The sequence below is a fragment of the Virgibacillus sp. NKC19-3 genome, from assembly GCF_019837165.1.
Classification (GTDB): Bacteria; Bacillota; Bacilli; order Bacillales; family Amphibacillaceae; genus Virgibacillus_L; species Virgibacillus_L saliphilus.
Genome location: NZ_JAGYHC010000001.1, coordinates 2,088,041 through 2,112,772 on the forward strand (window position 1 = coordinate 2,088,041; position 24,732 = coordinate 2,112,772).

Annotated in this window: 25 protein-coding genes and 2 pseudogenes; 25 read left to right on the forward strand and 2 right to left on the reverse strand. The window is 37.4% G+C overall.

Annotated features, from left to right (window positions below):
* Positions 1 to 9: 9 nt before the first annotated feature.
* Positions 10 to 1,359: an aminomethyl-transferring glycine dehydrogenase subunit GcvPA gene (gene gcvPA / locus KFZ56_RS10075; RefSeq protein ID WP_222641810.1), complete on the forward strand. Its 1,350-nt coding sequence runs from the start codon at positions 10 to 12 to the stop codon at positions 1,357 to 1,359.
* Complete coding sequence (gene gcvPB, locus KFZ56_RS10080; protein WP_222641811.1) at positions 1,352 to 2,809, forward strand: aminomethyl-transferring glycine dehydrogenase subunit GcvPB; 1,458 nt, start codon at positions 1,352 to 1,354, stop codon at positions 2,807 to 2,809. The genes gcvPA and gcvPB overlap by 8 nt, the downstream gene beginning before the upstream one ends.
* Before the next feature lie 39 nt (positions 2,810 to 2,848).
* Here gcvPB and KFZ56_RS10085 read toward each other — a convergent pair whose 3' ends face one another.
* Positions 2,849 to 3,220 carry a rhodanese-like domain-containing protein gene (locus KFZ56_RS10085; protein ID WP_222641812.1) on the reverse strand — a complete coding sequence of 124 codons (372 nt, stop codon included), beginning with the start codon at positions 3,218 to 3,220 and terminating at the stop codon, positions 2,849 to 2,851.
* Between the two features lie 370 nt (positions 3,221 to 3,590).
* Between KFZ56_RS10085 and KFZ56_RS10090 the strand changes: the two are divergent.
* The 3 genes and pseudogenes from KFZ56_RS10090 to KFZ56_RS10100 all read left to right on the forward strand — a co-directional run bounded on the left by KFZ56_RS10090 (position 3,591) and on the right by KFZ56_RS10100 (position 7,713).
* A pseudogene (locus KFZ56_RS10090) lies at positions 3,591 to 6,151 on the forward strand (vitamin B12-dependent ribonucleotide reductase).
* 138 nt (positions 6,152 to 6,289) lie between these two features.
* Complete coding sequence (mntR, locus tag KFZ56_RS10095) at positions 6,290 to 6,712, forward strand: transcriptional regulator MntR (RefSeq protein ID WP_222641813.1); 423 nt, start codon at positions 6,290 to 6,292, stop codon at positions 6,710 to 6,712.
* Between the two features lie 107 nt (positions 6,713 to 6,819).
* Positions 6,820 to 7,713, forward strand: a complete 894-nt coding sequence (locus KFZ56_RS10100; protein ID WP_222641814.1) for a patatin-like phospholipase family protein — start codon at positions 6,820 to 6,822, stop codon at positions 7,711 to 7,713.
* 167 nt (positions 7,714 to 7,880) lie between these two features.
* Here the strand turns inward: KFZ56_RS10100 and KFZ56_RS10105 are convergent, their stop codons facing one another.
* Complete coding sequence (locus KFZ56_RS10105; RefSeq protein WP_222641815.1) at positions 7,881 to 8,264, reverse strand: SA1362 family protein; 384 nt, start codon at positions 8,262 to 8,264, stop codon at positions 7,881 to 7,883.
* Between the two features lie 284 nt (positions 8,265 to 8,548).
* Between KFZ56_RS10105 and KFZ56_RS10110 the strand changes: the two genes are divergently transcribed.
* From KFZ56_RS10110 to KFZ56_RS10205, 20 genes and pseudogenes are all read left to right on the forward strand, one after another.
* The gene (locus KFZ56_RS10110) at positions 8,549 to 9,064 is read left to right on the forward strand and encodes a YqhR family membrane protein (RefSeq protein WP_222641816.1); all 516 of its coding nucleotides are present in this window, start codon (positions 8,549 to 8,551) and stop codon (positions 9,062 to 9,064) included.
* 95 nt (positions 9,065 to 9,159) lie between these two features.
* Entirely contained in the window at positions 9,160 to 10,221 is a 1,062-nt protein-coding gene (locus tag KFZ56_RS10115) for a M24 family metallopeptidase (protein WP_222641817.1), read from the forward strand.
* A 31-nt stretch (positions 10,222 to 10,252) separates the two neighbouring features.
* Positions 10,253 to 10,810 (forward strand): elongation factor P, encoded by a 558-nt coding sequence (gene efp / locus KFZ56_RS10120; protein ID WP_222641818.1) that lies wholly within the window; start codon positions 10,253 to 10,255, stop codon positions 10,808 to 10,810.
* A 141-nt stretch (positions 10,811 to 10,951) separates the two neighbouring features.
* Positions 10,952 to 12,385 carry a stage III sporulation protein AA gene (spoIIIAA, locus tag KFZ56_RS10125; protein WP_222641819.1) on the forward strand — a complete coding sequence of 478 codons (1,434 nt, stop codon included), beginning with the start codon at positions 10,952 to 10,954 and terminating at the stop codon, positions 12,383 to 12,385.
* Between the two features lie 24 nt (positions 12,386 to 12,409).
* Positions 12,410 to 12,616 (forward strand): stage III sporulation protein AC, encoded by a 207-nt coding sequence (gene spoIIIAC / locus KFZ56_RS10130; protein WP_222641820.1) that lies wholly within the window; start codon positions 12,410 to 12,412, stop codon positions 12,614 to 12,616.
* A gap of 5 nt (positions 12,617 to 12,621) precedes the next feature.
* Entirely contained in the window at positions 12,622 to 13,014 is a 393-nt protein-coding gene (gene spoIIIAD / locus KFZ56_RS10135) for a stage III sporulation protein AD (protein WP_222641821.1), read from the forward strand.
* A gap of 36 nt (positions 13,015 to 13,050) precedes the next feature.
* Complete coding sequence (spoIIIAE, locus tag KFZ56_RS10140; protein WP_222641822.1) at positions 13,051 to 14,241, forward strand: stage III sporulation protein AE; 1,191 nt, start codon at positions 13,051 to 13,053, stop codon at positions 14,239 to 14,241.
* 10 nt (positions 14,242 to 14,251) lie between these two features.
* A complete protein-coding gene (gene spoIIIAF / locus KFZ56_RS10145) occupies positions 14,252 to 14,878 on the forward strand; it encodes a stage III sporulation protein AF (protein WP_222641823.1) in 627 nt (208 codons plus the stop codon).
* Entirely contained in the window at positions 14,875 to 15,513 is a 639-nt protein-coding gene (spoIIIAG, locus tag KFZ56_RS10150) for a stage III sporulation protein AG (RefSeq protein ID WP_255585080.1), read from the forward strand. The genes spoIIIAF and spoIIIAG overlap by 4 nt, the downstream gene beginning before the upstream one ends.
* A gap of 16 nt (positions 15,514 to 15,529) precedes the next feature.
* Positions 15,530 to 16,132 carry a SpoIIIAH-like family protein gene (locus tag KFZ56_RS10155; RefSeq protein ID WP_222641825.1) on the forward strand — a complete coding sequence of 201 codons (603 nt, stop codon included), beginning with the start codon at positions 15,530 to 15,532 and terminating at the stop codon, positions 16,130 to 16,132.
* Between the two features lie 147 nt (positions 16,133 to 16,279).
* Positions 16,280 to 16,783: an acetyl-CoA carboxylase biotin carboxyl carrier protein gene (accB, locus tag KFZ56_RS10160; RefSeq protein WP_222641826.1), complete on the forward strand. Its 504-nt coding sequence runs from the start codon at positions 16,280 to 16,282 to the stop codon at positions 16,781 to 16,783.
* A 13-nt stretch (positions 16,784 to 16,796) separates the two neighbouring features.
* Complete coding sequence (gene accC / locus KFZ56_RS10165) at positions 16,797 to 18,155, forward strand: acetyl-CoA carboxylase biotin carboxylase subunit (protein WP_222641827.1); 1,359 nt, start codon at positions 16,797 to 16,799, stop codon at positions 18,153 to 18,155.
* A 37-nt stretch (positions 18,156 to 18,192) separates the two neighbouring features.
* Positions 18,193 to 18,582, forward strand: a complete 390-nt coding sequence (locus KFZ56_RS10170; protein WP_222641828.1) for an Asp23/Gls24 family envelope stress response protein — start codon at positions 18,193 to 18,195, stop codon at positions 18,580 to 18,582.
* A 299-nt stretch (positions 18,583 to 18,881) separates the two neighbouring features.
* Positions 18,882 to 19,262, forward strand: coding sequence for a transcription antitermination factor NusB (nusB, locus tag KFZ56_RS10175; RefSeq protein ID WP_222641829.1), 381 nt, complete (start codon positions 18,882 to 18,884; stop codon positions 19,260 to 19,262).
* Positions 19,263 to 19,277: 15 nt separating this feature from the next.
* Complete coding sequence (gene folD / locus KFZ56_RS10180) at positions 19,278 to 20,135, forward strand: bifunctional methylenetetrahydrofolate dehydrogenase/methenyltetrahydrofolate cyclohydrolase FolD (protein WP_222641830.1); 858 nt, start codon at positions 19,278 to 19,280, stop codon at positions 20,133 to 20,135.
* A complete protein-coding gene (xseA, locus tag KFZ56_RS10185; RefSeq protein WP_309228286.1) occupies positions 20,132 to 21,328 on the forward strand; it encodes an exodeoxyribonuclease VII large subunit in 1,197 nt (398 codons plus the stop codon). The genes folD and xseA overlap by 4 nt, the downstream gene beginning before the upstream one ends.
* Before the next feature lie 145 nt (positions 21,329 to 21,473).
* A pseudogene (gene xseB, locus KFZ56_RS10190) lies at positions 21,474 to 21,706 on the forward strand (exodeoxyribonuclease VII small subunit).
* Between the two features lie 2 nt (positions 21,707 to 21,708).
* Positions 21,709 to 22,596, forward strand: a complete 888-nt coding sequence (locus KFZ56_RS10195; protein ID WP_309228287.1) for a polyprenyl synthetase family protein — start codon at positions 21,709 to 21,711, stop codon at positions 22,594 to 22,596.
* Positions 22,597 to 23,287: 691 nt separating this feature from the next.
* Entirely contained in the window at positions 23,288 to 23,881 is a 594-nt protein-coding gene (locus tag KFZ56_RS10200) for a hypothetical protein (protein WP_222641832.1), read from the forward strand.
* Positions 23,882 to 23,901: 20 nt separating this feature from the next.
* Positions 23,902 to 24,726 carry a TlyA family RNA methyltransferase gene (locus KFZ56_RS10205; protein ID WP_222641833.1) on the forward strand — a complete coding sequence of 275 codons (825 nt, stop codon included), beginning with the start codon at positions 23,902 to 23,904 and terminating at the stop codon, positions 24,724 to 24,726.
* The last annotated feature ends 6 nt before the right edge of the window (positions 24,727 to 24,732 follow it).

Here is a 24,732-nt window from a genome sequence, read left to right on the forward strand (position 1 = left end):
GGATTAGTAATGGAATTTCGTTATTTACCGATGACAGAAGCGGATAAGAAAGAGATGTTAGATACAATTGGGTTAGAGTCAACGGATGATTTATTTTCTGATATTCCGAGTAACGTGCGTTTTAAAAGAGAACTTAATCTCAAACAACCTGCAAATGAAGCACAATTAAAGAAGGAATTAACCGTAATGGCAAATAAAAATGCAAACGTAGCATCGTATAGTTCCTTTTTAGGTGCGGGGGTTTATGATCATTTTATTCCATCTGTCGTAGATCATGTTATATCAAGGTCAGAATTTTATACTGCGTATACACCTTATCAGCCGGAAATATCTCAAGGCGAACTTCAGGCGATCTTTGAGTTCCAAACGATGATTACGGAATTAACAGGTATGGACGTCGCAAACTCATCGATGTATGACGGAGGAACCGCACTTGCTGAAGGGGTAACTCTGAGCGCGGCACAAACGAAGAAGAAAAAAATTCTCGTCTCCAAGGCCGTCCATCCTGAATCAAGGGAAGTTATTAACACCTATGCTAAAGGACCTAATCTAGAAATTATAGAAATTGATTACCGTAATGGGCTTACTGACTTAGATCAGCTTTCAAGAGAATTAGATGAAAATACAGCAAGTGTTGTACTACAATATCCAAACTTTTTTGGACAAATTGAACCACTCGAGAAGATCAATGAATTAATCAGACAACAAAAGAAAACCATGTTTATTGTTTCCAGTAATCCGTTGTCGTTAGGTTATTTGACGCCACCGGGGGAATTTGGTGCTGATATTGTTGTCGGGGATACGCAAGTATTTGGAATACCGGCACAGTTTGGTGGCCCGCACTGTGGATATTTTGCAACAACCAGTAAATTAATGCGCAAAGTTCCCGGTCGCTTGGTTGGACAAACAAAGGATGAAGATGGTATGCGCGGTTTTGTATTAACATTACAGGCAAGAGAACAGCATATTAGAAGGGATAAAGCCACATCCAATATTTGTTCAAATCAAGCATTAAATGCATTAGCAAGCTCTGTTGCGATGAGTTCCATCGGGAAGCATGGATTGAAAAAAATGGCGAAATTAAACATGCAAAAAGCTCGCTATGCAAAACAAAAGCTGGAACAATCCAATATTTCTGTCGTTACGGAAGGGGCTTTCTTCAATGAATTAGTTGTGAAACTAGTTGATTCGGTAAGTGAAATTAATTCAAAACTACTGCATAAAGGGATTATTGGTGGTTATGATCTTGGACAGGCGTATCCGGAACTTGAAGGCCATATGCTAATTGCTGTAACTGAAAATCGCACAAAAGAAGAGATTGATACTTTTGTTAAAGAACTGGGGGATATCAATGGCTAATAATGATTTTCCATTAATTTTTGAACGTAGTAAAGAAGGAAGAACGAGTTATAGTTTACCGGAAATGGATGTTCCTGAAGTAGAATTGGATGAGGAATTGGAAAGCTCTTATATTCGCGAATCTGCTCCTAATTTACCTGAAGTGAGCGAGTTGGATATTATCCGACATTATACAGGTCTTTCCAATCGGAATTATGGGGTGGATTCAGGTTTTTATCCACTCGGATCTTGTACGATGAAATACAATCCGAAAATAAACGAGGATGTTGCACGTTTGGACGGATTCAATCATATTCATCCACATCAAAATACCGAGAGCGTCCAGGGTGCAATGGAAATGATGTATGAATTGCAAGCCTCATTACGGGAAATTACCGGAATGCATGAAGTATCACTTCAGTCTGCAGCAGGAGCCCAAGGCGAATGGACCTCCCTAATGATGATTCGTGCATTTCATGAAGCAAATGGTGATTTTAATCGTACAAAAGTCATTGTTCCTGATTCTGCACATGGAACGAATCCTTCCTCAGCGGCTGTTGCCGGATTTGATGCAGTTACCGTTAAAACGAATGATCATGGTTTAGTTGATATAGAAGATTTAAAAGGTCTGGTCGGAAAAGATACAGCAGCATTAATGTTAACCAATCCGAACACATTAGGTTTATTTGAAACTGAAATTAAAGAGATGGCAGAAATCATTCATGGTGTGGGCGGAAAATTATATTATGATGGAGCTAACTTGAATGCCATTATGGGCTATGCAAGACCAGCAGATATGGGATTTGATGCAGTGCACGTAAACCTACACAAAACATTTACAGGCCCACACGGTGGCGGAGGTCCTGGATCTGGACCGGTAGGTGTATCCCAAGAACTCGAGCCATTTTTACCAAAGCCAATACTGGTTAAAAATGAAAACAAATACGATTTTGACTATGATAGGCCAAATTCGATTGGCAGAATAAAACCTTATTACGGAAATTTTGGAATTAATCTTCGTGCCTATACGTATATCCGTACAATGGGGGCAGAAGGACTTAAGAAAGTTAGTGAATATGCTGTATTAAATGCAAATTACATGATGCGTAAACTTGGAAAAGCATATGACCTCCCATACCAGCAACACTGCAAACATGAATTTGTTTTATCAGGAAAAAAACAGAAGAAATTGGGTGTTCGAACGCTGGATGTGGCCAAGCGATTGCTTGATTATGGTTATCATCCACCAACGATATACTTCCCGTTAAATGTGGAAGAAGCAATGATGGTTGAGCCAACAGAAACAGAATCCAAGGAGACATTGGACGGGTTTATAGATTCCATGCTGTCTATTGCTGAAGAGACAGAAAATAACCCTGAATTAGTTCAAGAAGCTCCGCATCATACAATTGTTAAACGCATGGATGAAACAACGGCAGCAAGAAAGCCAATTTTAAGTTATACGAAATAAGAAAAAGGCTCAAGGTTAAAGATACCTTGAGCCTTTTTCTTATTTCGTCTTAATTTTACCAGTCCATTTTTTGAATCCGCCTTTTAATTGGCTAATATCTTGGTAGCCTTTCTTGCGTAGGAGTTGTGCAGCTCGTGCAGAGCGTGAACCACTTTGGCAATAAAGGTATACCGGTTTATCTTTTCGGATTTCTACTAATCGCTGTTTCATTTGTGTTACCGGAATATTTCTAGCACCCAGAATATGTCCTTTATCAAATTCTTGGGGCTCTCTTACATCTATAAGTTGCGCTTTTCGATAACCTTCACGAAATTGGTCCTGTGTTAAAACCTTTAAAAAATTACGTTGTCTGAAATAACGAAACACACCAAACGCAATCAGAGCAACAATTGCTATTACTAAAAACTCCATTGTATTTCCCCGTATTTCACATTTGTACTACTACTATTATAGGGTGTTTAGGCTATTTTTTCAAAGTTTTTTCTTGCCATTAGGACAAAACTTCGTATTTATACGTATTGTCTTTTTTTGCAGTAAAGAAGTGTAAAAGGAGATATATGTAAAGCTCGAAATTGTTGATAGTTAGTATAAAAGCTATAAAAGCTTGAAAATCTTTTATTTACTATTGAAAATTTCGTTTGTTTGTTATTGACAAATTATACTTTATTTGCTTTGAACACAATATATAGTGTTTTTTATCTTTTACTATCAATATATTGTTTAAAATGAATGATCTGTGGTATCGTGTAATTATAAAACTTAATAGTAAAGGGGCGATAACATGTCGATAGCTGTTGAAAAAAAACTCGGGATTAATGTGGAGAAGCTTAATGAAGATATTAAATTATTCCCACAGGTATATCCCATTACTGCGGATATGAAGCTTCGTCATACAGGCGTTTCTCGTTTAGTAATGCTGGATCGATATGCTTTTAAGGATACACAAAAGAAAACATTAAAAGAGGGCGATTTTGTTGTCTTAACAGTCAAAGCAGATCCTAAATTTCCAGCTCGTGGATTAGGAATTGTTAAATCAATCGATTGGACGAAAAAGGAAGCAAATATCCGGATAAATGATGAATTTCTATCTGTGCTAGATGACGAAAGTGAAGCAGCAACAGGGATTGTGCGGCGAAATATAAGTGTTATTGATAAACCGTTGGAAGTGTATTACGAGCAAATAGCAAAAAGAAATGCTACTGGACTTGCAAGTGTGGAGCAAACAAACAATGCAAAACAAGAATGGGCTGCTAAGTTCAATGATGAGTTGGTAAACATGAATTTTATACCAGCAGGAAGGGTATTATACGGGGCTGGGGCAGATACGGATGTAACCTATTTTAATTGTTATGTGATGCCTTATATTAAAGATTCCCGGGAAGGCATATCCGATCATCGTAAACAGGTAATGGAAATTATGAGTAGAGGTGGGGCGTCGGAACGAATGGATCTACCTTAAGACCCCGCAATACATTGGCAAGAGGTGTTAATGGAAAATCATCCGGATCGGTATCATGGCTTGATGATATTGCGAAACTGACTCATTTAGTTGAGCAAGGTGGTTCAAGGCGTGGAGCACAAATGATAATGTTAGTAGATTCTCACCCCGATATCATTGAATTCATTATTTCTAAAATGCAAAATCCAAGAATTTTGCGTTATTTGATTGAAAATATAGAGGATGAGCAAATCAGACAGCTGGCACAGGAGAAATTGAACTTCACTCCATTTACAGAAACAGAAATGGATCTATATCAGGGGATTGTTAATTACAGTTCAATGCCAGGATTAGGGGGATTTACGCAGGCGGCGATAAACCAAGCGGAAGAAAAATTGCAAACGGGTGGTACGTATACTGTTCATAACCCGGAATTTTTAACTGGAGCGAATATTTCTGTCTGTTTGACGAAAGAATTTATGGAAGCAGTTGAAAATGATGATTATTATGATCTCCGCTTTCCAGATGTTGAAAATTATACGAAAGATGAAATGGCAGCATATAATGAAAATTGGCATGATGTCGGTGATGTTCGAAAATGGGAAAAAATGGGGTATGGTGTGCGCACTTATCGTCATGTAAAAGCCAGAGAATTATGGAATTTAATCAATATTTGTGCAACATATGCAGCAGAACCAGGTATTTTCTTTATCGATAATGCGAATGACATGACAAATGCTCAAGCATATGAAGACCAGGTAGTGGCGACAAATCCATGTGGTGAGCAACCACTTGCTCCTTATTCGGTTTGTAACCTAGCAGCAGTAAATCTTGCTGAAATGGCAAATAAAGATACGAAAACAGTTGATTTTGAAAAATTAAAGCAAACTGTAAAGACTGGAGTTCGCATGCAGGATAATGTAATTGATGCGACACCATATTTTTTAGAAGAAAATAAAAAGCAAGCACTTGGTGAACGCCGAGTCGGATTGGGCGTCATGGGCTTGCATGATCTTTTGATCTATTGTGAAACAGCATATGGATCAAAAGCAGGCAATGAATTGGTGGACAAGTTATTTGAAATCATTGCTACCACAGCCTACCGCCAATCCATTGAGCTTGCTAAAGAAAAAGGAAGCTTCCCGTTCTTAATTGGTAAAACAGATAAAGAAACAAAAGAACTACGAGAAGCGTTCATCAACACCGGTTATATGAAAAAAATGCCCGAAGATATAAGAGAAGCAATACTTGAAAATGGTATTCGCAATTCCCATTTATTGACTGTTGCTCCCACAGGAAGCACAGGTACAATGGTCGGAGTTAGCACAGGGTTAGAGCCATATTTTTCCTTTTCTTATTACAGAAGTGGGAGACTTGGGAAATTTATTGAGGTTAAAGCAGGTATTGTACAGGAATATCTAGACAAAAATCCGGAAGTAGATTCGAATCATTTACCACATTGGTTTGTGGCTTCGATGGATTTAACTCCTGAAGCACATGCTGATACACAATGTACTATCCAGCGCTGGGTGGATAGTTCTATTTCCAAAACGGTAAATGCGCCAAAGGGGTATACCGTTAATCAGGTAGAAAGTGTTTATCGTAGGTTGTACAATGGTGGAGCGAAAGGTGGAACGGTTTATGTAGACGGCAGTCGTGATTCCCAAGTGTTGACACTAAAAGCGGAAGAAAACACTGTAGGCGAGCAAACAGAGTTATTCCATGACACTGAAAAACCGAAAGTCGTATTAATGGACACTGTACAAGAATTGGAAAAAACGAATGTATCCATAGGTTCCGAAGTCGGAGACACCTGTCCTGTTTGTCGAACAGGTAGAGTTGAAGATATAGGTGGCTGTAATACATGTACAAGTTGTAATGCTCAATTGAAGTGCGGATTATAAATAAAAGAATTCCCAATTGAAGAGCTAAGATAAGCAGTTAGCTCTTTTTTTGCTTGTTTTACCTTCTGTTTTACGATATCCTCATAGTATAGAAACATTGTTGCCTTTACTAAAAAACTTTTGAAATGAGGAGATTTCATGCCTACGCCTAGTATGGAAGATTATATTGAACAAATATACAATTTAATAGAAACGAAAGGATATGCACGAGTTGCCGATATTGCAGAAGCATTAATGGTACATCCATCCTCTGTAACAAAGATGGTCCAGAAATTGGATAAAGACGAGTATTTGCACTATGAGAAGTATAGGGGGCTTGTACTCACTGCCAGAGGGAAAAAAATCGGAGAACGGTTGGTATTCCGACATGAATTGTTGGAAGAATTTCTTGGAATAATTGGTGTAGATGAAGAGAAAATATATGAGGAAGTAGAAGGCATCGAACACCACCTAAGTTGGAATTCCATTGATCGGATTGGCGATTTGGTAAATTATTTCAAATCTGATGAAAATCGTATATTGCAATTGAGGCAGCTACATATGGAAAACGAACAAGATTAAAAGCAGCTTTCACATAACAAGTTCCAATTGATTACATTTGAATAATGGGTTCTATTCTTCCTTTCTTGTGCTTAAAAATATAAAAAGAAGAATAAGGGAGCGAACTCATGAAAATTGATGGTGTGTTTTCTGGCGGTGGAGTAAAAGCTTATGCATTTGTAGGTGCACTTAAAAGCATAGAAAAGAACACATTACAATTGGAACGTGTTGCGGGTACTTCTGCTGGAGCTATTGTAGCATCCTTTGTAGCTGCCGACTATTCGACGGATGAAATTGATGAAATGCTTGGTGAATTAGATTTAAAAGACTTTTTAGATCCACCATGGTTAAGTAAATGGATCCCTTTTAGTAAATGGTTTTTTTTATATTTTCAACTAGGCATATATAAGGGTGATAAGTTAGAGCATTGGTTGTACCAACATCTGGCTAAAAAAAATATTTATACATTTCATGACCTTCAACCAGGGTATCTTAAAGTGATTGTAAGTGACCTGTCATTAGGTAAATTAGTTGTCATTCCAGATGATCTAAAACGAATTTATAATATCGAACCCAATTACTTCCCAGTTTCAAAAGCTGTGAGAATGAGTGCGGGATTTCCCTATTTCTTTATGCCAAAAAAACTACCCGGGCGTTCAAAAAAGAAAAGTATCATTGTTGACGGAGGACTATTAAGTAATTTTCCACTATGGGTGTTCGAAAATAAAACGAAAAGAAATGATCGTCCAATTTTAGGGGTGAAATTAAGCGAAACGGTCGAAAAGCAAAATCAGCCCAGAAAAATTAAAAATGCTTTTGATATGTTTTTGGCTCTGTTTTCAACAATGAAACAAGCACATGATACCAGGTATATTTCCAAATCGTATAATAATCATATTATTTTTATTCCTGTAGAGGATATTGGAACTACGGACTTTCAAATTACTGAAGAAACGAAGGAAGTGTTAATCGAAACGGGGATGAAGGCTGCAGATCAATTTTTAAAGGGCTGGCCAAAGTAGGAAATCAATTCGGAAACAAGGGTACCAACTTTTCCCCCACGGCTAAGTTGAGCCTTGAGCCTACTCCTCCAACGGAGAAGTCCTTTTTATCGTAATGGAGGAATGTGAAGTTGGGATTGCTGAAGTTCGTCCCGCCCTTCTTAATGTAAAAAGATAACCGGGCTTCCCTAAAAGGAAGCCCGGTCTTTTTTCTTGTGCTTATTTCCGTCAATTACACGTAGGTGTGGTGCACGTTTATTTACTTTTTTCTTTATTTGCGTTTGCTGCCTATTAGCAGTTGTTGTTTGGTGAGTTGCCTTGGGCTGTTTATATTTTGCTTTTGATTGTTTAACAGCTTTTTTGTATTTTTGCATGTCATTCGAAGGGGTTCTTTTTCTGAGAAATACAAAATAGAATACCGCAAAAATTGCTATACCAATCCCGAGCGTAATAAAAATACTAGTGAAGAAATTTACCGTGTTTGTGAATAGTTGTGATACTATTCCTATCACTGCTAAACCGATCAGTGTATAGATCAATATGGACTTGACGGACATTTTATTACGAGGCATCAGAAAGTCCTCCTTTCACGTTTCTCATTTACTATCTGTATACCACGAATGAAGGATTTATATCATGATATTTCCAAAAACATGTAAAAAGATTTGTTATTATTATTTCCTTTTCAACTTAAAGTATTCAACTTAAGTAACATTTTTAATTACTTTTTAACCGACAATCGTTATTACCTTTATTTTACTAGAAAAAATGCATAATAACTAGCCTAGAGTTTTATAAATAAGGTTTATGATAGGTTTTGGGTGAATTGGTTATAATAAATATAGAGGTGGATGTTATGAGTGAAGAAAATCAGCAATCAGAAAAAAATAGAACGGGAGAAGATCCCCAGTCCATCCTACCACGTTCCTTATTAACAGGTTTTATTGGTGGGTTACTTTGGGGGGTTATTGGAGTGATTATGTATTATTTCAATTTTTCCGAAGTAAGCATAAAAAGTTATTTGTTGCGTTCATGGACAACAGCAACATGGACGGATACCTGGCTGGGTGATATTGTGTCTATCTTATTAGTTAGCGTAATCTCTATATTGTCGGCTTTTATCTATTATGGATTGTTTAAAAAAATAAACTCCATGTGGTTTGGAATAGCATATGGAATCATCCTTTGGGGTATTGTTTTTTATGTATTTCAGCCCATTTTCCCAAACGTCCCACCAGTCACCGATCTTAATGCAAATACGATTGTATCAACGATTTGCTTATATACTCTATATGGAACCTTTATTGGATATTCCATATCATATGACTATCATGATACAAAATTAAAGAAGCCGCGAACTCAAAGCCAATAGTATCACATAATCATTATTCAAATGTATTCTTTTATGATACACTAAAAGTTCGCAGCATATCGTTTTTGTAGAAGAATGAGAAGGGGATGAGTATAATGGAGAAACTTATAAAACTGAGAAATGGATTGGAAGCTAACAATTTAGACGCCATTTTAATTACAAGTGCTATTAACAGACGGTACATTACAGGTTTCACTGGCACTGCGGGCGCAGCTATTATCAGCAAGAATGAGGCCAAATTTATTACAGATTTCAGATATACAGCACAAGCAACAGCGCAGGCGGAAGGATTTGAAATCATAGAACATAAGCAGGCTATAGAATTAGAAATGAAAGAACAGATAAAAGATATGAATGTGAAAAGGCTTGGTTTTGAGAAAGATCACGTAACTTTCAGCAAGTACGAGGAATATAAACAAGTAATCGATGCAGAATTGGTACCAATCAGTGGCCTGGTGGAAGACATACGTTTATTTAAAACAGCGGACGAGCTTTCCATTATGAAAGAGGCCGCTAAAATTGCAGATGAGGCATTTGAACATATTCAAGCTTATATTAAACCAGGAGTTAGAGAAATAGATATTTCAAACGAACTTGAATTCTTTATGAGAAGGCAAGGTGCTACTTCCTCAAGTTTTGATATAATCGTTGCATCTGGCATGCGCTCAACACTTCCGCACGGCGTTGCATCAGATAAAAAAGTAAGCTCAGGAGAACTGGTTACATTGGATTATGGTGCCTTATATAATGGATATTGTTCAGATATTACAAGAACCTTTGCAGTTGGCGAAATAAGTAATGATCTTAAAACGATCTATGACACTGTATTAAAAGCAAACTTGCAAGGGATTGAGGGCATTAAACCAGGTATTACCGGAAAAGAGGCAGATGCATTAACAAGAGATTATATTGAAGAAAAGGGGTATGGCGATTATTTCGGACATTCAACAGGCCATGGTTTAGGTCTTGAAGTACATGAAGGTCCAAGCTTATCCTATAGAACAGATAAAAAGCTTGAGACAGGTATGGTCGTTACTGTTGAACCTGGAATTTATGTTCCTGGTGTTGGTGGATGCAGAATAGAAGATGATATTGTTATTACAGAAACAGGGAATGAACGATTAACGTTTGCTAAAAAGGAACTAATTCAATTATAAGTCTTGTATTTAGGGTGAGGAGGACATAAACATGATTTCAGTAAATGATTTTAAGACAGGCCTAACGATCGAGGTGGACAATGATATATGGCAAGTTATGGAGTTTCAGCATGTAAAGCCTGGTAAAGGTGCGGCTTTTGTCCGTTCCAAACTCCGTAACCTGCGAAGCGGAAACATTCAGGAAAAAACATTTCGTGGTGGAGAAAAGGTAAGTAAAGCACATATTGAGAATAGGAAAATGCAATATTTATACGCTTCTGGTGAATCCCACGCATTCATGGATACTGACACATATGAACAAGTCGAGTTACAGACAAGTGATATTAAAGATGAATTAAAATTTATGAAAGAGAATATGGAAGTGCAGGTTATCACATATGAGGGAGAAATCCTTGGGATAGAACTGCCTAAGAATGTTGAATTGGAAGTAACAGAGACAGAGCCAGGGATTAAGGGAGATACAGCGAGTGGTGGTTCAAAACCTGCCACGTTGGAAACCGGTCATATTGTTCAAGTTCCGTTTTTTGTTAACCAAGGAGAAGTCTTAGTCATAAGCACTACGGATGGAAAATATGTTTCTCGAGCTTAATTTTTATATCTAAAGTAAACATGCAGTGCGCCTTTTATAGGTGCACTGCATGTTTATTTTTCGTATTTACTGGCTTGTCATATTTTTATCCTTTATACATACATTTATTATAAAGCTACTACTAAGAAGTGAGGATATGCGATGGAAGAAATTTTAAGGTTATTTCCTGCAGAGATGAGACAAGCCATAAACACTAAAATTGCTAGTAAATGGCAGTCATTACAGGAAATTCGGTTTCGCCTTCATTATCCTGTTGAATTAATTTTTGATGGGAAGACCGAATGGGTGACTAGCATGAGACCAAATAAACAAGACAGCATATTTATTGTAAATCAATTAAGTGAGTTTTCCTTGTACCGAATGGAAGATGAACTTCGGGAAGGTTATATTACGATCGAAGGTGGTCATAGGGTTGGACTTGCAGGTAAAGTCAACACTATAAATGGTGCTGTCAAGGCAATTCAATACATCACATTTTTAAATATTCGAATTGCAAAGGAAGAGATTGGAGCAGCGCTAGAGGTTATTCCGTATATGTACCAGAAAACGTATCTTAATACACTTTTTGTTGGACCTCCTCAAACTGGGAAAACAACGATAATACGGGATGCCGCAAGACTGATTTCATCTGGTTGGCGTAATATAGCTCCGCGAAAAGTTGGTGTCATTGACGAGCGATCTGAAATTGGAGCTTGCATAAAAGGTATACCGCAACATGATTTAGGGTTAAGAACCGATGTAATGGATGCCTGCCCGAAAGCGGAAGGTATGATGATGATGATTCGATCGATGTCACCAGATGTACTTGTTATCGATGAAATTGGTAGCAGAAAAGATGTCGAGGCTTTAATGGAGGCCATAAATGCTGGTGTCATAGTTATCTGTACGATACATGGAGATACACTGGAAGATCTTAAGAAACGCCCGTCCTTACATTCTTTATTTCAGCAAAAGGTGTTCGGCCGAGTAATTTTATTAGAAAAACATAATCGGCCAGGGCATATTCAACGCATCTATAATAAAGATGAAAAAAATATTTTACAGAAATCGGGTGCTTACCGGATGAAGTGGATTGGAGCACTTCTTTTCATAGGCACAACAACTTGGGTAGGATTTGAATGGAGTCATGTGCTGAACAATCGGCCAAAACACATTAGACAACTAAAAAATGCCTTGCAAATATTGGAAGCGGAAATATTGTATAGTCAACTACCTTTACAAGATGCATTTACAACAATAGCGAGTCAGATTCCTGAGCCAATGAGAACATTCTTTCAAGCTTTAAGTACAAGTATGCAGGAAAATAATAAAGACTTGGTTGGATTTTGGGATAAACATGTCAATGCGTTGATGAAGGAGTCCGCTTTAGGAAGTAATGAAGGAGAAATTTTGAAACAATTCGGAAGAACACTTGGTCAACACGATTTTTACCAACAACAAAAGCATATTCAATTAACAGTAAGTCACCTAGATCGTGAACTGGAAGAAGCAAGAGATAACCAGTTTAAATATAGCAAAATGGCTAAAAGCTTAGGAGTCTTATGCGGATTATTCATCGTATTGCTGCTCATGTAGTATTAGCAGGAAAGGGGTACATCCATGCTTGCAGATGCATCCATTTTATTTCAAATTGCCGGGATAGGAATTATTGTAGCATTAATTCATACCATATTGAAACAAATGGGGAAAGAGGAAATCGCTCAATTTGCCACATTATTAGGGTTTATTATCGTTCTCGTTGTGGTTATAAACAGTCTTTCTGATTTATTTCAACAGATTAGATCCGTATTTCTTTTCCAGGGGTAGAATTCATGGACATCTTACAAATCGTAACACTTGGGATTATCGCAACGATTTTATATATCGTGTTAAAAGATTTACATGCTTCATTTGCTTTTTTTCTTATTTTAATAACTGCGATTATCATTTTTTTCATTGTGGTTCAACAAATTGGGACAATCATTCAACTCATTGATTCATTAGGAGAAAAAGCTAATATCGACGGAATGTATCTAGAAACTATTTTAAAAATTATTGGTATTGCGTATCTGGCCGAAATTGGATCAAGTATAACGAAGGATGCTGGTCTTGAATCTGTTGCAGCGAATATTGAGCTTGCTGGGAAAGTGTTTATTTTATTACTAGCCATACCAATCATCACTGCACTAATCGAAGCTATCATAAGCTTTTTACCTGCTACATAATTAGCACAAGTTTTCTAAAGGGGAGAATTCGAGTGGATGAGACTTAATACATTATTTATTATCATTTTATTCACTTTCTTTTTATTCCCTATTGGAGTTTCCAATGTATATGCTGAGGAGCAATCAGAACAAGAAGAGAAAGATATGGAAGATGCCATCCTTGACGAAGTCTCTTTAGATAGCATTCAGGAGCAATGGGACATATTAATTAACGAGTATGGTGGCTATTTGCCTGAACTTGAGAAAACGAGTATTTATGAGTTTATAAAAAATGATGGAGATTCCTTTTCTTTAAAGAGTATAGTAACAGGGTTTATGGAATTTTTATTTCATGAGCTGATTCAAAACGGAAGACTACTTGGTCAATTACTTATGCTTACCCTTTTTTCTGTCGTGCTACAAACCATGCATAATGCTTTTGAACGTAGTGCGGTGAGTAAGGTCGCCTATTTTGTAGTCTATATTGTGCTTATCTTTTTAGCATTGAATAGCTTTTATTCAGCTGTTTCTTATGCGACGGAAGCTATCGATGCAATGAGCAGTTTTATGATTGCTCTATTACCACTTGTTCTTGGATTGATGGCAACATTTGGAAATGTTCTTGCCGTATCTTTTTTTCATCCCATCATTATTTTTCTCGTTAATGCAAGTGGTATTCTTGTTTCCAATTTTATTTTGCCATTATTGTTCCTATCTGCTTTGTTATTAATTGTGAGCAGTTTAAGTGATCATTATAAAGTTACACATTTAGCTGATTTATTTAAGACAGTTGGAATGGGGACCCTTGGGGTGTTTTTTACAATATTTCTAGGTGTCATGTCCGTGCAGGGAGCTGTCAGTGCGGTACAGGACGGAGTGGCTATGAAAACAGCGAAATTTGTAACAGGCAATTTCATTCCGGTTGTCGGCCGGACATTTACAGATGCAGCAGATACGATTTTAAGTGCAACATTATTGTTGAAAAATGCTGTAGGTATGGTTGGCGTTATCATTATCATCTTTGTAGCTTTGTTTCCTGCCATTAAGATATTTGCCATTGCAGTTATTTATAAAATAGCAGCGGCTGTATTACAACCAATTGGAGACGGGCCTGTGATTACCAGTCTAAATACGATCAGTAAATATATTGTCTATGTATTTGCTTGCTTATTGGCAGTATCCTTTATGTTTTTACTTGCTATTGTCATTATCGTTGCAGCCAGTAATATTACCTTACTCTTACGATAGGATGGTTTACATGGACGCGCTTATACAATGGGTTACACAAATTATCATATTTCTACTGCTAGCGGCAATAGTCGATCTATTGGTTCCTACAACTCCCATGAAAAAATACATTAAATTAGTCGTCGGATTAATTTTGATTTTAATATTATTACAGCCGATATTCTATCTTTTTAACGTTAATATCCAAAATGAGCTCGAAGCCTCATTCCTACAGGTTTCAGAGGAGACTTCAAATAATGAATCAGTAGAAAATTTGATCGAATTGCAAAAAAATGAAATACAAGACTCCCAAGATGCATATATTTTAGAACAAATGGCTGTCCAATTAAAAGATTTAGCAGAAGATCCTTTACTGGAGGAACATCAAGCAGAAATTAGAGACATTCAATTTCTTTTTTCATCAGAAGAGGAACTTACTTTTGAAAATTTGGAAGAAGTCATTGTTTATCTACAGGAAGCAGATGAGGAAGATGAGGAGGGAGCAGTTGATTTAGTAAAGGATGTAGAAATTAACACGAATGACCCGGTCGTAGAGGAAGAAGAACAGGATAGTGAGGAAATCAAATCCTTATTACGTGAAGTCTGGGAATTGCATAATAAGGAAGTGACTATTACATGGGAGGGAGGGGCATCTTGATACCAAAATTTGAAAAATTCTTTCGATCAAAAAATAAAGATGACAGTACGAAATCTCCATCCAAGAAAAAAGGGTATATCGTTGTACTTGCTTTAGCCGGGCTATTGCTACTTATTTTAAGCAATGTTTTTTCTTCCCCCGAGGAGTCTGATATGGATCCTGCCAATCTTGATAATGAAGCAGCAGATAATGATTCACAAGAGTCAAGAGTAGAGGAAGCTTCTGCAACAATGGATGTAGATGAACTGGAAGAGAGCTTTAAAAATGATTTGGAAGGTATGTTGAATAAAATACAAGGGGTGTCCGAAGTTGAAGTAATGGTTAATTTGGATTCAACAAATATTAAAGTCTATGAAAAAAATCTAATAAAGGGTATGCAGACTACAGACGAAGATGATACCAATGGTGGAAAAAGACAGGTAGAAGATAATACGGAAGATTCGGAAGTTGTTCTCGTCAGGCAAGGGGATAAAGAAGTTCCTTTATTAACAACTACAGAAAAACCCGAAGTAAGAGGTGTATTTGTAGTAGCGAAAGGAGCAGATCATGCCAACGTAAAAAAATGGATGGTTGAATCCGTATCGCGCGTACTTGATGTTCCATCACATAAAGTTTCTGTAATGCCAAAGAATTAAGGAGGAATAATGAATTATGTTAAAAAAACAAACGGTGTGGCTATTAACAATGTTGAGTTTAATGATTGTACTGAGTGTCTATTATATGACTTCAGATAGTGAAGATATAGCTTATATTGATGATGGGCAAAGTGACCAGGGGGAAACGGTAACAACTGATTCATCCGAAACAGAATCAGAAATAGGAGACGATGCAGAAGTTGACGATATTTCTAATGTCGGACAAGATGAATTGTTCACTACATTGCGAATGGAGGTTCAGGACGACAGAAGTATGAAAAAAGACCGTTTAACAGAAATTGTGGCTTCTAGTACGGCTTCTTCAGATGAGAAAGACCAAGCTCTACAGGATATTGATGTATTAGAAGAAGCAGCAACAAAAGAATCCATTTTAGAAGAGCAAATAATAGGTGCTGCCGCTTATCAGGATGTATTAGTTCGCTCAGGCGATGATAAAGTACATGTTCATGTTAAATCAGATGACTTATCTGAATCAGAGGCTAATAATATTATGCAAATGGTAAAAGATGAGTTTGGAGAAGTAACAGTGGATGTGAATTATCAGCCCACAGAAGGTGAAAATGGATCGGAAAGTGAAACAGAAATGGAAGGTGAATAAAAAAGCTGAAGTCATCCGGGCGCTAAAGAGTCGTCCGGATTTTTGCTATGCTTCCATAATTACAGGTAGCAACTAAACGATAAAATTGTTATAATTGGATAGATATTGATACGAATTTTTCACATAAAAATGAAGGAGTCGGTGAAAATGTTAACAATTGAGGAATTGCGGGAAGTTATCACATTGATTGATCAATCATCCATCAATGAATTTACATATGAAACGGATGGGACAACCATTTCAATGAAAAAAACAAATGGAGTAACAGAGCAACAGCTAGTGAATACACGGGCAGATCAACCAGCTCAAGAGACACCTGAAGTAGCATTAAAAGAAGAAGCTGTTAAGGTAACATCAGAACAACAGCAGCCTGAAGAAAATCAAGTAAACCAAGAAAGTAATACAGCGTATGATTATGAAATTGTATCTCCAATGGTTGGAACACTTTATACAGCACCAACCCCTGAAAGTGATGCATATGTAACCAAAGGATCGACGGTGAAAGAAGAAACGGTTGTTTGTATCGTTGAAGCAATGAAATTATTTAATGAAATAGAAGCAGAGGTAACAGGTGAAATCGTAGAAATTATGGCTGAGGACGGCGAGCTTGTAGAATATGGCCAGCCTTTATTTCGAGTAAAGAAGCAGTAAGGGGATGGAGAGATTGATTAAGAAATTGTTGATCGCTAACAGAGGCGAGATTGCAGTACGGATTATCCGTGCATGTAAAGAACTGGATATTGAAACAGTTGCCGTCTACTCTGAAGCGGATAAAGAAGCATTACATGTTCAATTAGCAGATGAAGCCTATTGCATCGGTCCTGTTTTAAGCAAAGATAGTTATCTTAACTTCACGAATATCATGAGTGTAGCAACGTCGGTAGAGGTTGATGCTGTCCACCCAGGGTATGGATTTCTAGCTGAGAATGCCGATTTTGCAGAAATATGCAAAGCATGTAATATAAGTTTTGTTGGACCAACTCCTGAAGCAATTCAAAAAATGGGGATAAAAGACGTTGCAAGAGAAACGATGAAGAAAGCAAATGTTCCTATTGTCCCGGGTTCAGAAGGGGTTATTGATAATGAACAGGAGGCAATTGAAATTGCTCGTGTAATTGGTTATCCTGTAATTATAAAAGCGACCGCCGGCGGTGGAGGAAAAGGCATTCGAGTTGCTAAAACAGAAGAAGAGCTAATCAAAGGAATACGGGTGACGCAGAAGGAAGCTGAAACATCATTTGGAAATCCTGGTGTGTATATTGAGAAGTTCATCGAAGACTTTCGCCATATTGAAATCCAAATTTTAGCAGATAAGCATGGAAATATAGTACACTTGGGAGAAAGGGATTGTAGCATTCAAAGAAGGTTGCAAAAATTAATTGAAGAAACCCCTTCTCCGGCAATAACACCTGCAATTCGTAAGAAAATGGGAGAAGCAGCTGTAAAAGCCGCAAAAGCTGTGTCCTACGAGGGTGCTGGTACAATTGAATTTATTTTTGACAGAAAAAGTAACGAATTCTATTTTATGGAGATGAATACAAGGATTCAAGTAGAGCATCCAGTTACAGAAATGGTAACAGGAATAGATTTAATAAAAGAGCAAATAAATATTGCGAACAATGAAAGATTATCTTTTAATCAAACAGATATAGATTTTGATGGCTGGGCAATTGAATGCAGAGTTAATGCTGAGAACCCATTTAAAGATTTCATGCCTTCAGCTGGTGAGATAGATATGTATCTCCCGCCTGGAGGATTAGGTGTAAGAATTGATTCTGCTGCATATCCTGGTTATAGGATACCTCCTTACTATGACTCCATGATTGCCAAATTGATAGCATATGGATCTAGTCGTGAAGAAGCAATTAAACGAATGAAACGTTCGTTGGATGAGTTTGTCATTGAAGGGGTGCATACCACGATTCCCTTTCACCGGTTAATTATGGCCCATGACGTTTTTGTGCATGGAGAATTTAATACGAATTTTCTGGAGGATCATCCGATTTTAGAAGCTAAAGAATGATAAGAAAGGATTTGTATTTTATACGAGGAGTGAGATAATGAGTGAACAACCACTGTTGAATGTGAGTGATGATTCAGGTTTAGGAACTGTTGAAATAGCTCCCGAAGTAATTGAGGTTATTACAGGATTAGCATCTACAGAAGTAGATGGCCTATTTGCGATGCGGGGTAATTTTGCCTCAGGCGTGGCAGAACGCCTTGGGAAAAAGGCTCATAATAAGGGTGTTAAAGTTGAGCTAACCGATAATGGGATTTTAATCGATCTTTATGTTATATTACATTTTGGTGTCTCTATTCCACAAGTGGCACAAAACCTACAATCAAGTATTAGACAAACATTAAAAAGCATGACCGCTTTGGAAATTGATGAAATTAATGTCCATGTTGTTGGTATTCAAATGGACAATCAGACAGAGATGGATGAATAAATAAAATGAATGGATGAAGGTCAAAAGATTCTACTTATGATCTTCATTCTTTAGCTTATGATTGTTTCTGGAATATATCCTCTTATCGTGCTATTATTTGTAGAGGATGTTCAAAAAAGACCGTTAAAAATGACAGATCGAATTTTATATGAATGCTTGCTTTATAGTTCCTCACGTATTACGGTTTATACGTTCCGATACTTAGAGCTACGCTATCTCGAACTTCTTGGTCCTTTTTATCCACCTTTTTGAACACGTACTTGGTTACGGATATAAGATAAGCTAAAAGGAGTTCTAAAATGAATCGACATACAGCAAGAGAAAAGGCATTTCAAATTCTGTTTCAATTAAATATAAACAATAATAGTACAGACCAGGTAATGGATGAACTTCTGGAAAATGAAGAACGTGATGTGTTCTTAACAACACTTGTAGAAGGTGTTATAAACACCACTTCTGAAATCGATGCGATTATTGTAAACCATCTAGAAAATTGGTCACTGGATCGAATTGCCTTTGTAGAAAAAACAATACTCAGAATTGCTACATATGAAATACATTTTCTGGTCGATATCCCGAAAAATGTTTCGATAAACGAAGCCATCGAGTTAGGGAATACGTACGGTGATGAGAAATCAGGTAAATTTATCAATGGTGTTTTGTCTAAAATTATAGCGTGAGAGGTGATGTTGGCTATGTCTGCTAGTATCATTAATGGTAAAGAACTGGCACATGATATAAGACAGAATATGAAGGAGGAAGTTTCGCAGCTAATCATAAATGAGGGAGTAACACCACATTTAACCGTAATCATCGTTGGAGACAATCCTGCATCGAAGTCATATGTTAGAGGAAAGCAAAAAGCATCTAATGAAACCGGAATCTCTTCAGATGTCATTGAATTTCCATCGTCTATAACAGAAGAAAAATTATTACAAGTGATCCAAGAGCTAAATAAAGACCCTAAGGTTCATGGTATTTTAGTTCAACTTCCACTTCCGGATCATATAAGAGAAGAACACGTTATTGTTACGATCGATCCAGCCAAAGATGTGGATGGTTTTCATCCCATGAATATAGGTAGAATGATGACAGGTGAAGATACATTTTTCCCTTGTACACCCTACGGTATTATAACAATGTTAAAATCAAAAAACATTCGAATAGAAGGAAAGCATGCTGTCATCATTGGTCGAAGCAATATTGTAGGAAAGCCTGTTGGCCAATTGTTACTTAATGAAAATGCGACGGTTACATACTGTCATTCAAGAACAGAAAAACTAATGGACCATACAACTAGAGCAGACATCATCATTGCAGCAATCGGACAACCAAACGTAATAACCATGGACTATTTAAAACAGGGAGCGATCGTAATAGATGTTGGGATTAATCGCTTGCAAGATGGCTCATTAACCGGTGATGTCGATTTTGATAATGTGAAACAAAAAGCGTCTTACCTAACCCCTGTACCCAAGGGTGTTGGTCCAATGACAATAACCATGTTATTGAAAAACACGATCAAAGCTGCAAAAGGACTGTCTAAACAGTGAGGGATAACTATTTAACAGTTACCGCGTTAACTAAATATATCAAAAGGAAGTTTGACACAGATGCTCACTTAAAAAATATTTGGCTTAAAGGTGAAATTTCTAACTTTAAGCATCATAGCCGGGGGCATATGTATTTAACGATTAAAGATGACCACACGCGTATACAAGCAATTATGTTTGCCGGAAATAATCGATCACTCAAATTCAAGCCTGAAAGTGGTATGAATGTATTAATTCAAGGTGATATAAGCGTTTTTGAACCGTATGGTCAGTACCAATTATATATTCAGCAAATGGAGCCTGATGGCATTGGCTCTTTATATTTAGCGTTTGAACAACTTAAAGAAAAGCTACATAAACAGGGTGTTTTTGATGCTGTCCATAAAAAGAAAATTCCATTATACCCGGAGCATATAGGTGTTATTACGTCTCCAACCGGTGCGGCGATACGTGATATTATTACTACGATAAAGCGACGATACCCGATTGTGAAGACGACTATATTACCAGTACTAGTTCAGGGATCAAATGCAGCGTTATCTATAAAACAGGCCATTGAATTAGCAAATGAAAAGGCAATATTTGATGTATTAATTATTGGCCGCGGTGGAGGTTCCATCGAGGAATTATGGAGTTTTAATGAAGCATTAGTTGCGGAGGCTATATTTCAGTCTACCATTCCGATAATCTCTGCCGTTGGACATGAAACGGACGTTACCATCAGTGACTATGTTGCTGATCTACGCGCACCGACGCCAACCGGTGCAGCAGAACTTGCAGTACCATCCCAAATCGAATTGAAAGACAGAATAAATGCAAATGAACAATCGTTAACCAAAGAAATGAATGCAACTATTACACAATGTAAAAACCATTTGCAGCGAATGAGGAAGTCTTATGCATTTCGCTATCCGGAGCAACTGCTAACGCAAAAAGAGCAAGAACTTGATAAACATGTAGAAAGCCTCGAGCGAGCAGCAGTAAATCATAAGGATAAGAGTGATAAAGCATATAAGAATCTTGTAACACGTTTTGTAGCGCAGCATCCAGAAAAGCAGATCAAACAATCCCAAAATCATTTACGTCAGTTAATAAGGCAGCAAAACCACCATATATCACAAATTGTGGATCGAAATAAAATGCAATTATCTAATACAATCGAAAAATTGACCTTATTAAACCCTTGGAGATAATGAAACGCGGTTTTGCTTTGCCTTATACTTCTGACGGAAATATAATTAAATCCGTTAAACACGTAGATACGCAAGATATCATTACAGTAAATATAAGTGATGGAAAACTGGACGCGAAAGTTTTAGATATAGAGGGGGGAGAATAATGACAAAAGAAGAAGAGGTATCTTTTGAAGAAGCAATGAAGCAATTGGAAGAAATAATAGCAAAGTTAGAAGAAGGTGACGTCCCTTGGAAAAAGCGATTAATTATTATCAGGAGGGGATGAATCTTACAAAGCTATGTAATGATAAACTAAAAAATGTTCAAGTTAAGATGACTCAAATTATGAATGAGCAAGGAGAACTTGAGCAGTTTGAAATGCAGGAGGAAGAATGACGGTGGATGCAAACCTGACTGAATATATACAATCAAACAAAAAGATTTTTCAGGACTCGTTAAGGACTTTTCTTCAAAAACTTGATATCCCCACCCAGCTGAAAGAGTCCATGCTTTATTCAGTAGAAGGGAGTGGAAAAAGACTACGACCTATCTTGGCGTTGGCTAGTTACGAGGCGTACAGTAAGGATGTTGCTTCGAAAGTATACTCATCGGCAGCAGCCTTAGAATTTATTCATACCTATTCGCTTATTCATGATGATCTTCCAGCTATAGATAATGACGATTATAGGCGAGGTGAACTGACAAATCATAAAGTATTTGATGAGGCAACTGCTATTCTTGCTGGTGATGCATTATTAACATATAGTTTTGAAATTATATCGAATGATCCTCTCTTAAGAGATAATCAGAAAGTGGAACTTATAAAAAGATTATCCCATTCCAGCGGTCCTTCTGGAATGGTAGGCGGACAACTACTGGATATAAAAGCAGAAAACAATGCAGTCACATTAGAAGAGCTTGAAAATGTTCATGCACTGAAAACTGGGGAATTAGTAAACTTTGCGATTTTTGCAGGTGCCTTTCTTGCAGAGGCGACAGAAGACCAATTGCGTCATTTGCAAGAATTTGCCTATTATTTAGGCTTAATTTTTCAAGTACAGGATGACATTTTGGACGTAACTGGTGATCCGGGGAAGGTTGGAAGACCCGTTGGCGGTGATGAAGAAAACGAGAAAAGTACATTTCCAAAAATCCTCGGTTTAGAAGGCGCGATTCAAAAAAAGAGCGAATATGTAACCATAGCAAAAGAGGCGCTAAGAAAGGCAAATGCACAAGATTCCTATTTAATGGCGCTAACCTATCATTTTAGTCAAAGAGACCATTAAATTATTGAACAACTTCTTGTATAGAATTTTTTTCGACATCATGTTATAATAAAAACATACAAGGAATGGTGCAGTATTCTAGTCAGTCCTCCGTTCCTGAAGGCGGGCCTAAAAATCCGCCAAAGGGCATATCGATGAAGTTCCTTGTGTTGGCTTGAGGCGCCCAGCCTTGGGTCGATGCTGGGAGTTAAGGTTTTCGGGCGATCCACAAAGGCATGTGGGCGTTGACCCGATTACCGTGGAGGCCCATCTCTGTAGTGGTGACTAAGCTAGGATCCATTATGGACTGGGGTATGAACCTGCCTAATTGGAATAGGGATATTCAATTTGCAGCGTAGCCTGCCTTGAGTGGTGCTGAGGGGATTAGAGCCTACTGTAACCATTCGGTTGGCCACTGAATGGTTACTTTTATCTCTATGAAAGCAGCTCTGCAAAAGAGGCTAGGGTTCGGTTAAAGACTGTTGAGGAAATCTCCTAGACTGTTTGAAGACGTTTAAAAGGGATTATAGTGTGGACTAAGTGGTAATCCAGTCGAACTTCCGGTGACGGAGTTCAGGTGCATTTAATGGGGAACCGCCCTAGATGGTAACATGGGGTAAGCACCGGGGAAAACCTACTGGACCTAAGCCGCAGTTTTAACCTTTTAAATGACCATTCCTTCCTTACATAAATTTTTCATTTGAGGCTGATTATGGATATAAAAATAAAGAAATCACTTAGATTTAGTTTGACTATCGCCGTTATCACTTTTGTGTTAGCGGCTATTTTTTCAATAATATCTTCGTCTATTCTAAGTGGAGTTATATGGTTTATAGGTTTACTTATCGTATTTATCATTGTATTTATCGGAGTTTTATTTGATACACTTGGAATAGCAGCCACAGCAGCAAATGAAACGCCCTTCCATGCGATGGCGGCCGAAAAAGTAAACGGGGCCAAGGAAGCTGTGGCAATTACGAGGAATGCAGACAAGTTTGCCAGTTTTTGTAATGATGTCATTGGGGATATATCTGGAATTGTGAGTGGTAACGCTTCTGCAATTGTTATTTTACAAATTGCTAATTTATTCGGTAATGGAGATGGCTCTACTTTACATCTTGTGTTATCCGTTGTATTGACCAGCTTTGTTGCAGCTCTTACCGTTGGAGGAAAAGCTATCGGTAAAACACTTGCCATTCATTCATCTACCAATATAATCCTATTCGCTGGGAAAATAGTAGCAATTCTTGAATCTAAATTTAAAATACGAGTTCTTCCTGATGAAAATAAAAAAGATCCATCATAAGAACGCTAGTGAAGGAAACCATGAATATGAAAAAAATACGTCTAGATGAACTACTAGTAAATCGAAATATAATGGAAACAATGGAGAAGGCCAAGCGAGTTATTATGGCTGGTCTCGTTTTCACCGGCCCAATTCGTTTGGATAAGCCAGGAATGCAAGTCGATGTAACGGCCCCTATAACCATTAAGGGAAAGGAAATTCCATATGTAGGACGAGGCGGATTAAAACTTGAAGCAGCCTTGCATTATTTTTCGGTTTCCATTAAAGATAAAATCATGATAGATATCGGATCTTCAACCGGCGGCTTTACAGATTGTGCACTACAAAATGGCGTATTGCAAAGTTACGCAATTGATGTTGGATACAACCAATTGGATTGGAAATTAAGAAATGATGATAGGGTTATCGTTATGGAAAGAACAAACTTTCGCTATGTAACCTCTGATATGCTTGAATATGGTATACCTAATTTTGCGTCCATAGACGTCTCATTTATTTCCTTGAAATTAATTTTTCCAGTACTTCGTCAATTATTAGCTCCAGATAGTGATGTTATAGCACTTGTTAAACCGCAATTTGAAGCTCCCAGAGATCAGGTTGGTGAAAAGGGGATTGTGCGTGATAAGGCCGTACATCATAGCGTTTTAAAAAAGGTTATTGATATAGCCCATGAAGAATCATTTGAACTGTATGATCTCACATATTCACCGATCACAGGCGGTGATGGTAATATTGAATTTTTGGTATGGTTTGGTTGGAAAAAGATAGGAACAGGATATACGATTACGGATGAACAGCTGAAAGAAGTAGTTGGTGAAGCACATCATGCATTGAAATCCATTTAATACAGC

What these genes read in the sequence shown, in the direction of transcription:
- KFZ56_RS10115 (WP_222641817.1), top strand. Translation starts at nt 9,160, where the DNA reads ATGGAGAAACTTATAAAACTGAGAAATGGATTGGAAGCTAACAATTTA.
- spoIIIAC (WP_222641820.1), top strand. Translation starts at nt 12,410, where the DNA reads ATGCTTGCAGATGCATCCATTTTATTTCAAATTGCCGGGATAGGAATT.
- folD (WP_222641830.1), top strand. Translation starts at nt 19,278, where the DNA reads ATGTCTGCTAGTATCATTAATGGTAAAGAACTGGCACATGATATAAGA.
- spoIIIAF (WP_222641823.1), top strand. Translation starts at nt 14,252, where the DNA reads ATGGACGCGCTTATACAATGGGTTACACAAATTATCATATTTCTACTG.
- gcvPA (WP_222641810.1), top strand. Translation starts at nt 10, where the DNA reads ATGGAATTTCGTTATTTACCGATGACAGAAGCGGATAAGAAAGAGATG.
- KFZ56_RS10170 (WP_222641828.1), top strand. Translation starts at nt 18,193, where the DNA reads ATGAGTGAACAACCACTGTTGAATGTGAGTGATGATTCAGGTTTAGGA.
- KFZ56_RS10110 (WP_222641816.1), top strand. Translation starts at nt 8,549, where the DNA reads ATGAGTGAAGAAAATCAGCAATCAGAAAAAAATAGAACGGGAGAAGAT.
- spoIIIAD (WP_222641821.1), top strand. Translation starts at nt 12,622, where the DNA reads ATGGACATCTTACAAATCGTAACACTTGGGATTATCGCAACGATTTTA.
- efp (WP_222641818.1), top strand. Translation starts at nt 10,253, where the DNA reads ATGATTTCAGTAAATGATTTTAAGACAGGCCTAACGATCGAGGTGGAC.
- gcvPB (WP_222641811.1), top strand. Translation starts at nt 1,352, where the DNA reads ATGGCTAATAATGATTTTCCATTAATTTTTGAACGTAGTAAAGAAGGA.
- KFZ56_RS10085 (WP_222641812.1), bottom strand. Translation starts at nt 3,220, where the DNA reads ATGGAGTTTTTAGTAATAGCAATTGTTGCTCTGATTGCGTTTGGTGTG.
- spoIIIAE (WP_222641822.1), top strand. Translation starts at nt 13,051, where the DNA reads ATGAGACTTAATACATTATTTATTATCATTTTATTCACTTTCTTTTTA.
- nusB (WP_222641829.1), top strand. Translation starts at nt 18,882, where the DNA reads ATGAATCGACATACAGCAAGAGAAAAGGCATTTCAAATTCTGTTTCAA.
- mntR (WP_222641813.1), top strand. Translation starts at nt 6,290, where the DNA reads ATGCCTACGCCTAGTATGGAAGATTATATTGAACAAATATACAATTTA.
- KFZ56_RS10100 (WP_222641814.1), top strand. Translation starts at nt 6,820, where the DNA reads ATGAAAATTGATGGTGTGTTTTCTGGCGGTGGAGTAAAAGCTTATGCA.
- KFZ56_RS10200 (WP_222641832.1), top strand. Translation starts at nt 23,288, where the DNA reads ATGGATATAAAAATAAAGAAATCACTTAGATTTAGTTTGACTATCGCC.
- KFZ56_RS10155 (WP_222641825.1), top strand. Translation starts at nt 15,530, where the DNA reads ATGTTAAAAAAACAAACGGTGTGGCTATTAACAATGTTGAGTTTAATG.
- KFZ56_RS10205 (WP_222641833.1), top strand. Translation starts at nt 23,902, where the DNA reads ATGAATATGAAAAAAATACGTCTAGATGAACTACTAGTAAATCGAAAT.
- KFZ56_RS10105 (WP_222641815.1), bottom strand. Translation starts at nt 8,264, where the DNA reads ATGCCTCGTAATAAAATGTCCGTCAAGTCCATATTGATCTATACACTG.
- accB (WP_222641826.1), top strand. Translation starts at nt 16,280, where the DNA reads ATGTTAACAATTGAGGAATTGCGGGAAGTTATCACATTGATTGATCAA.
- spoIIIAA (WP_222641819.1), top strand. Translation starts at nt 10,952, where the DNA reads ATGGAAGAAATTTTAAGGTTATTTCCTGCAGAGATGAGACAAGCCATA.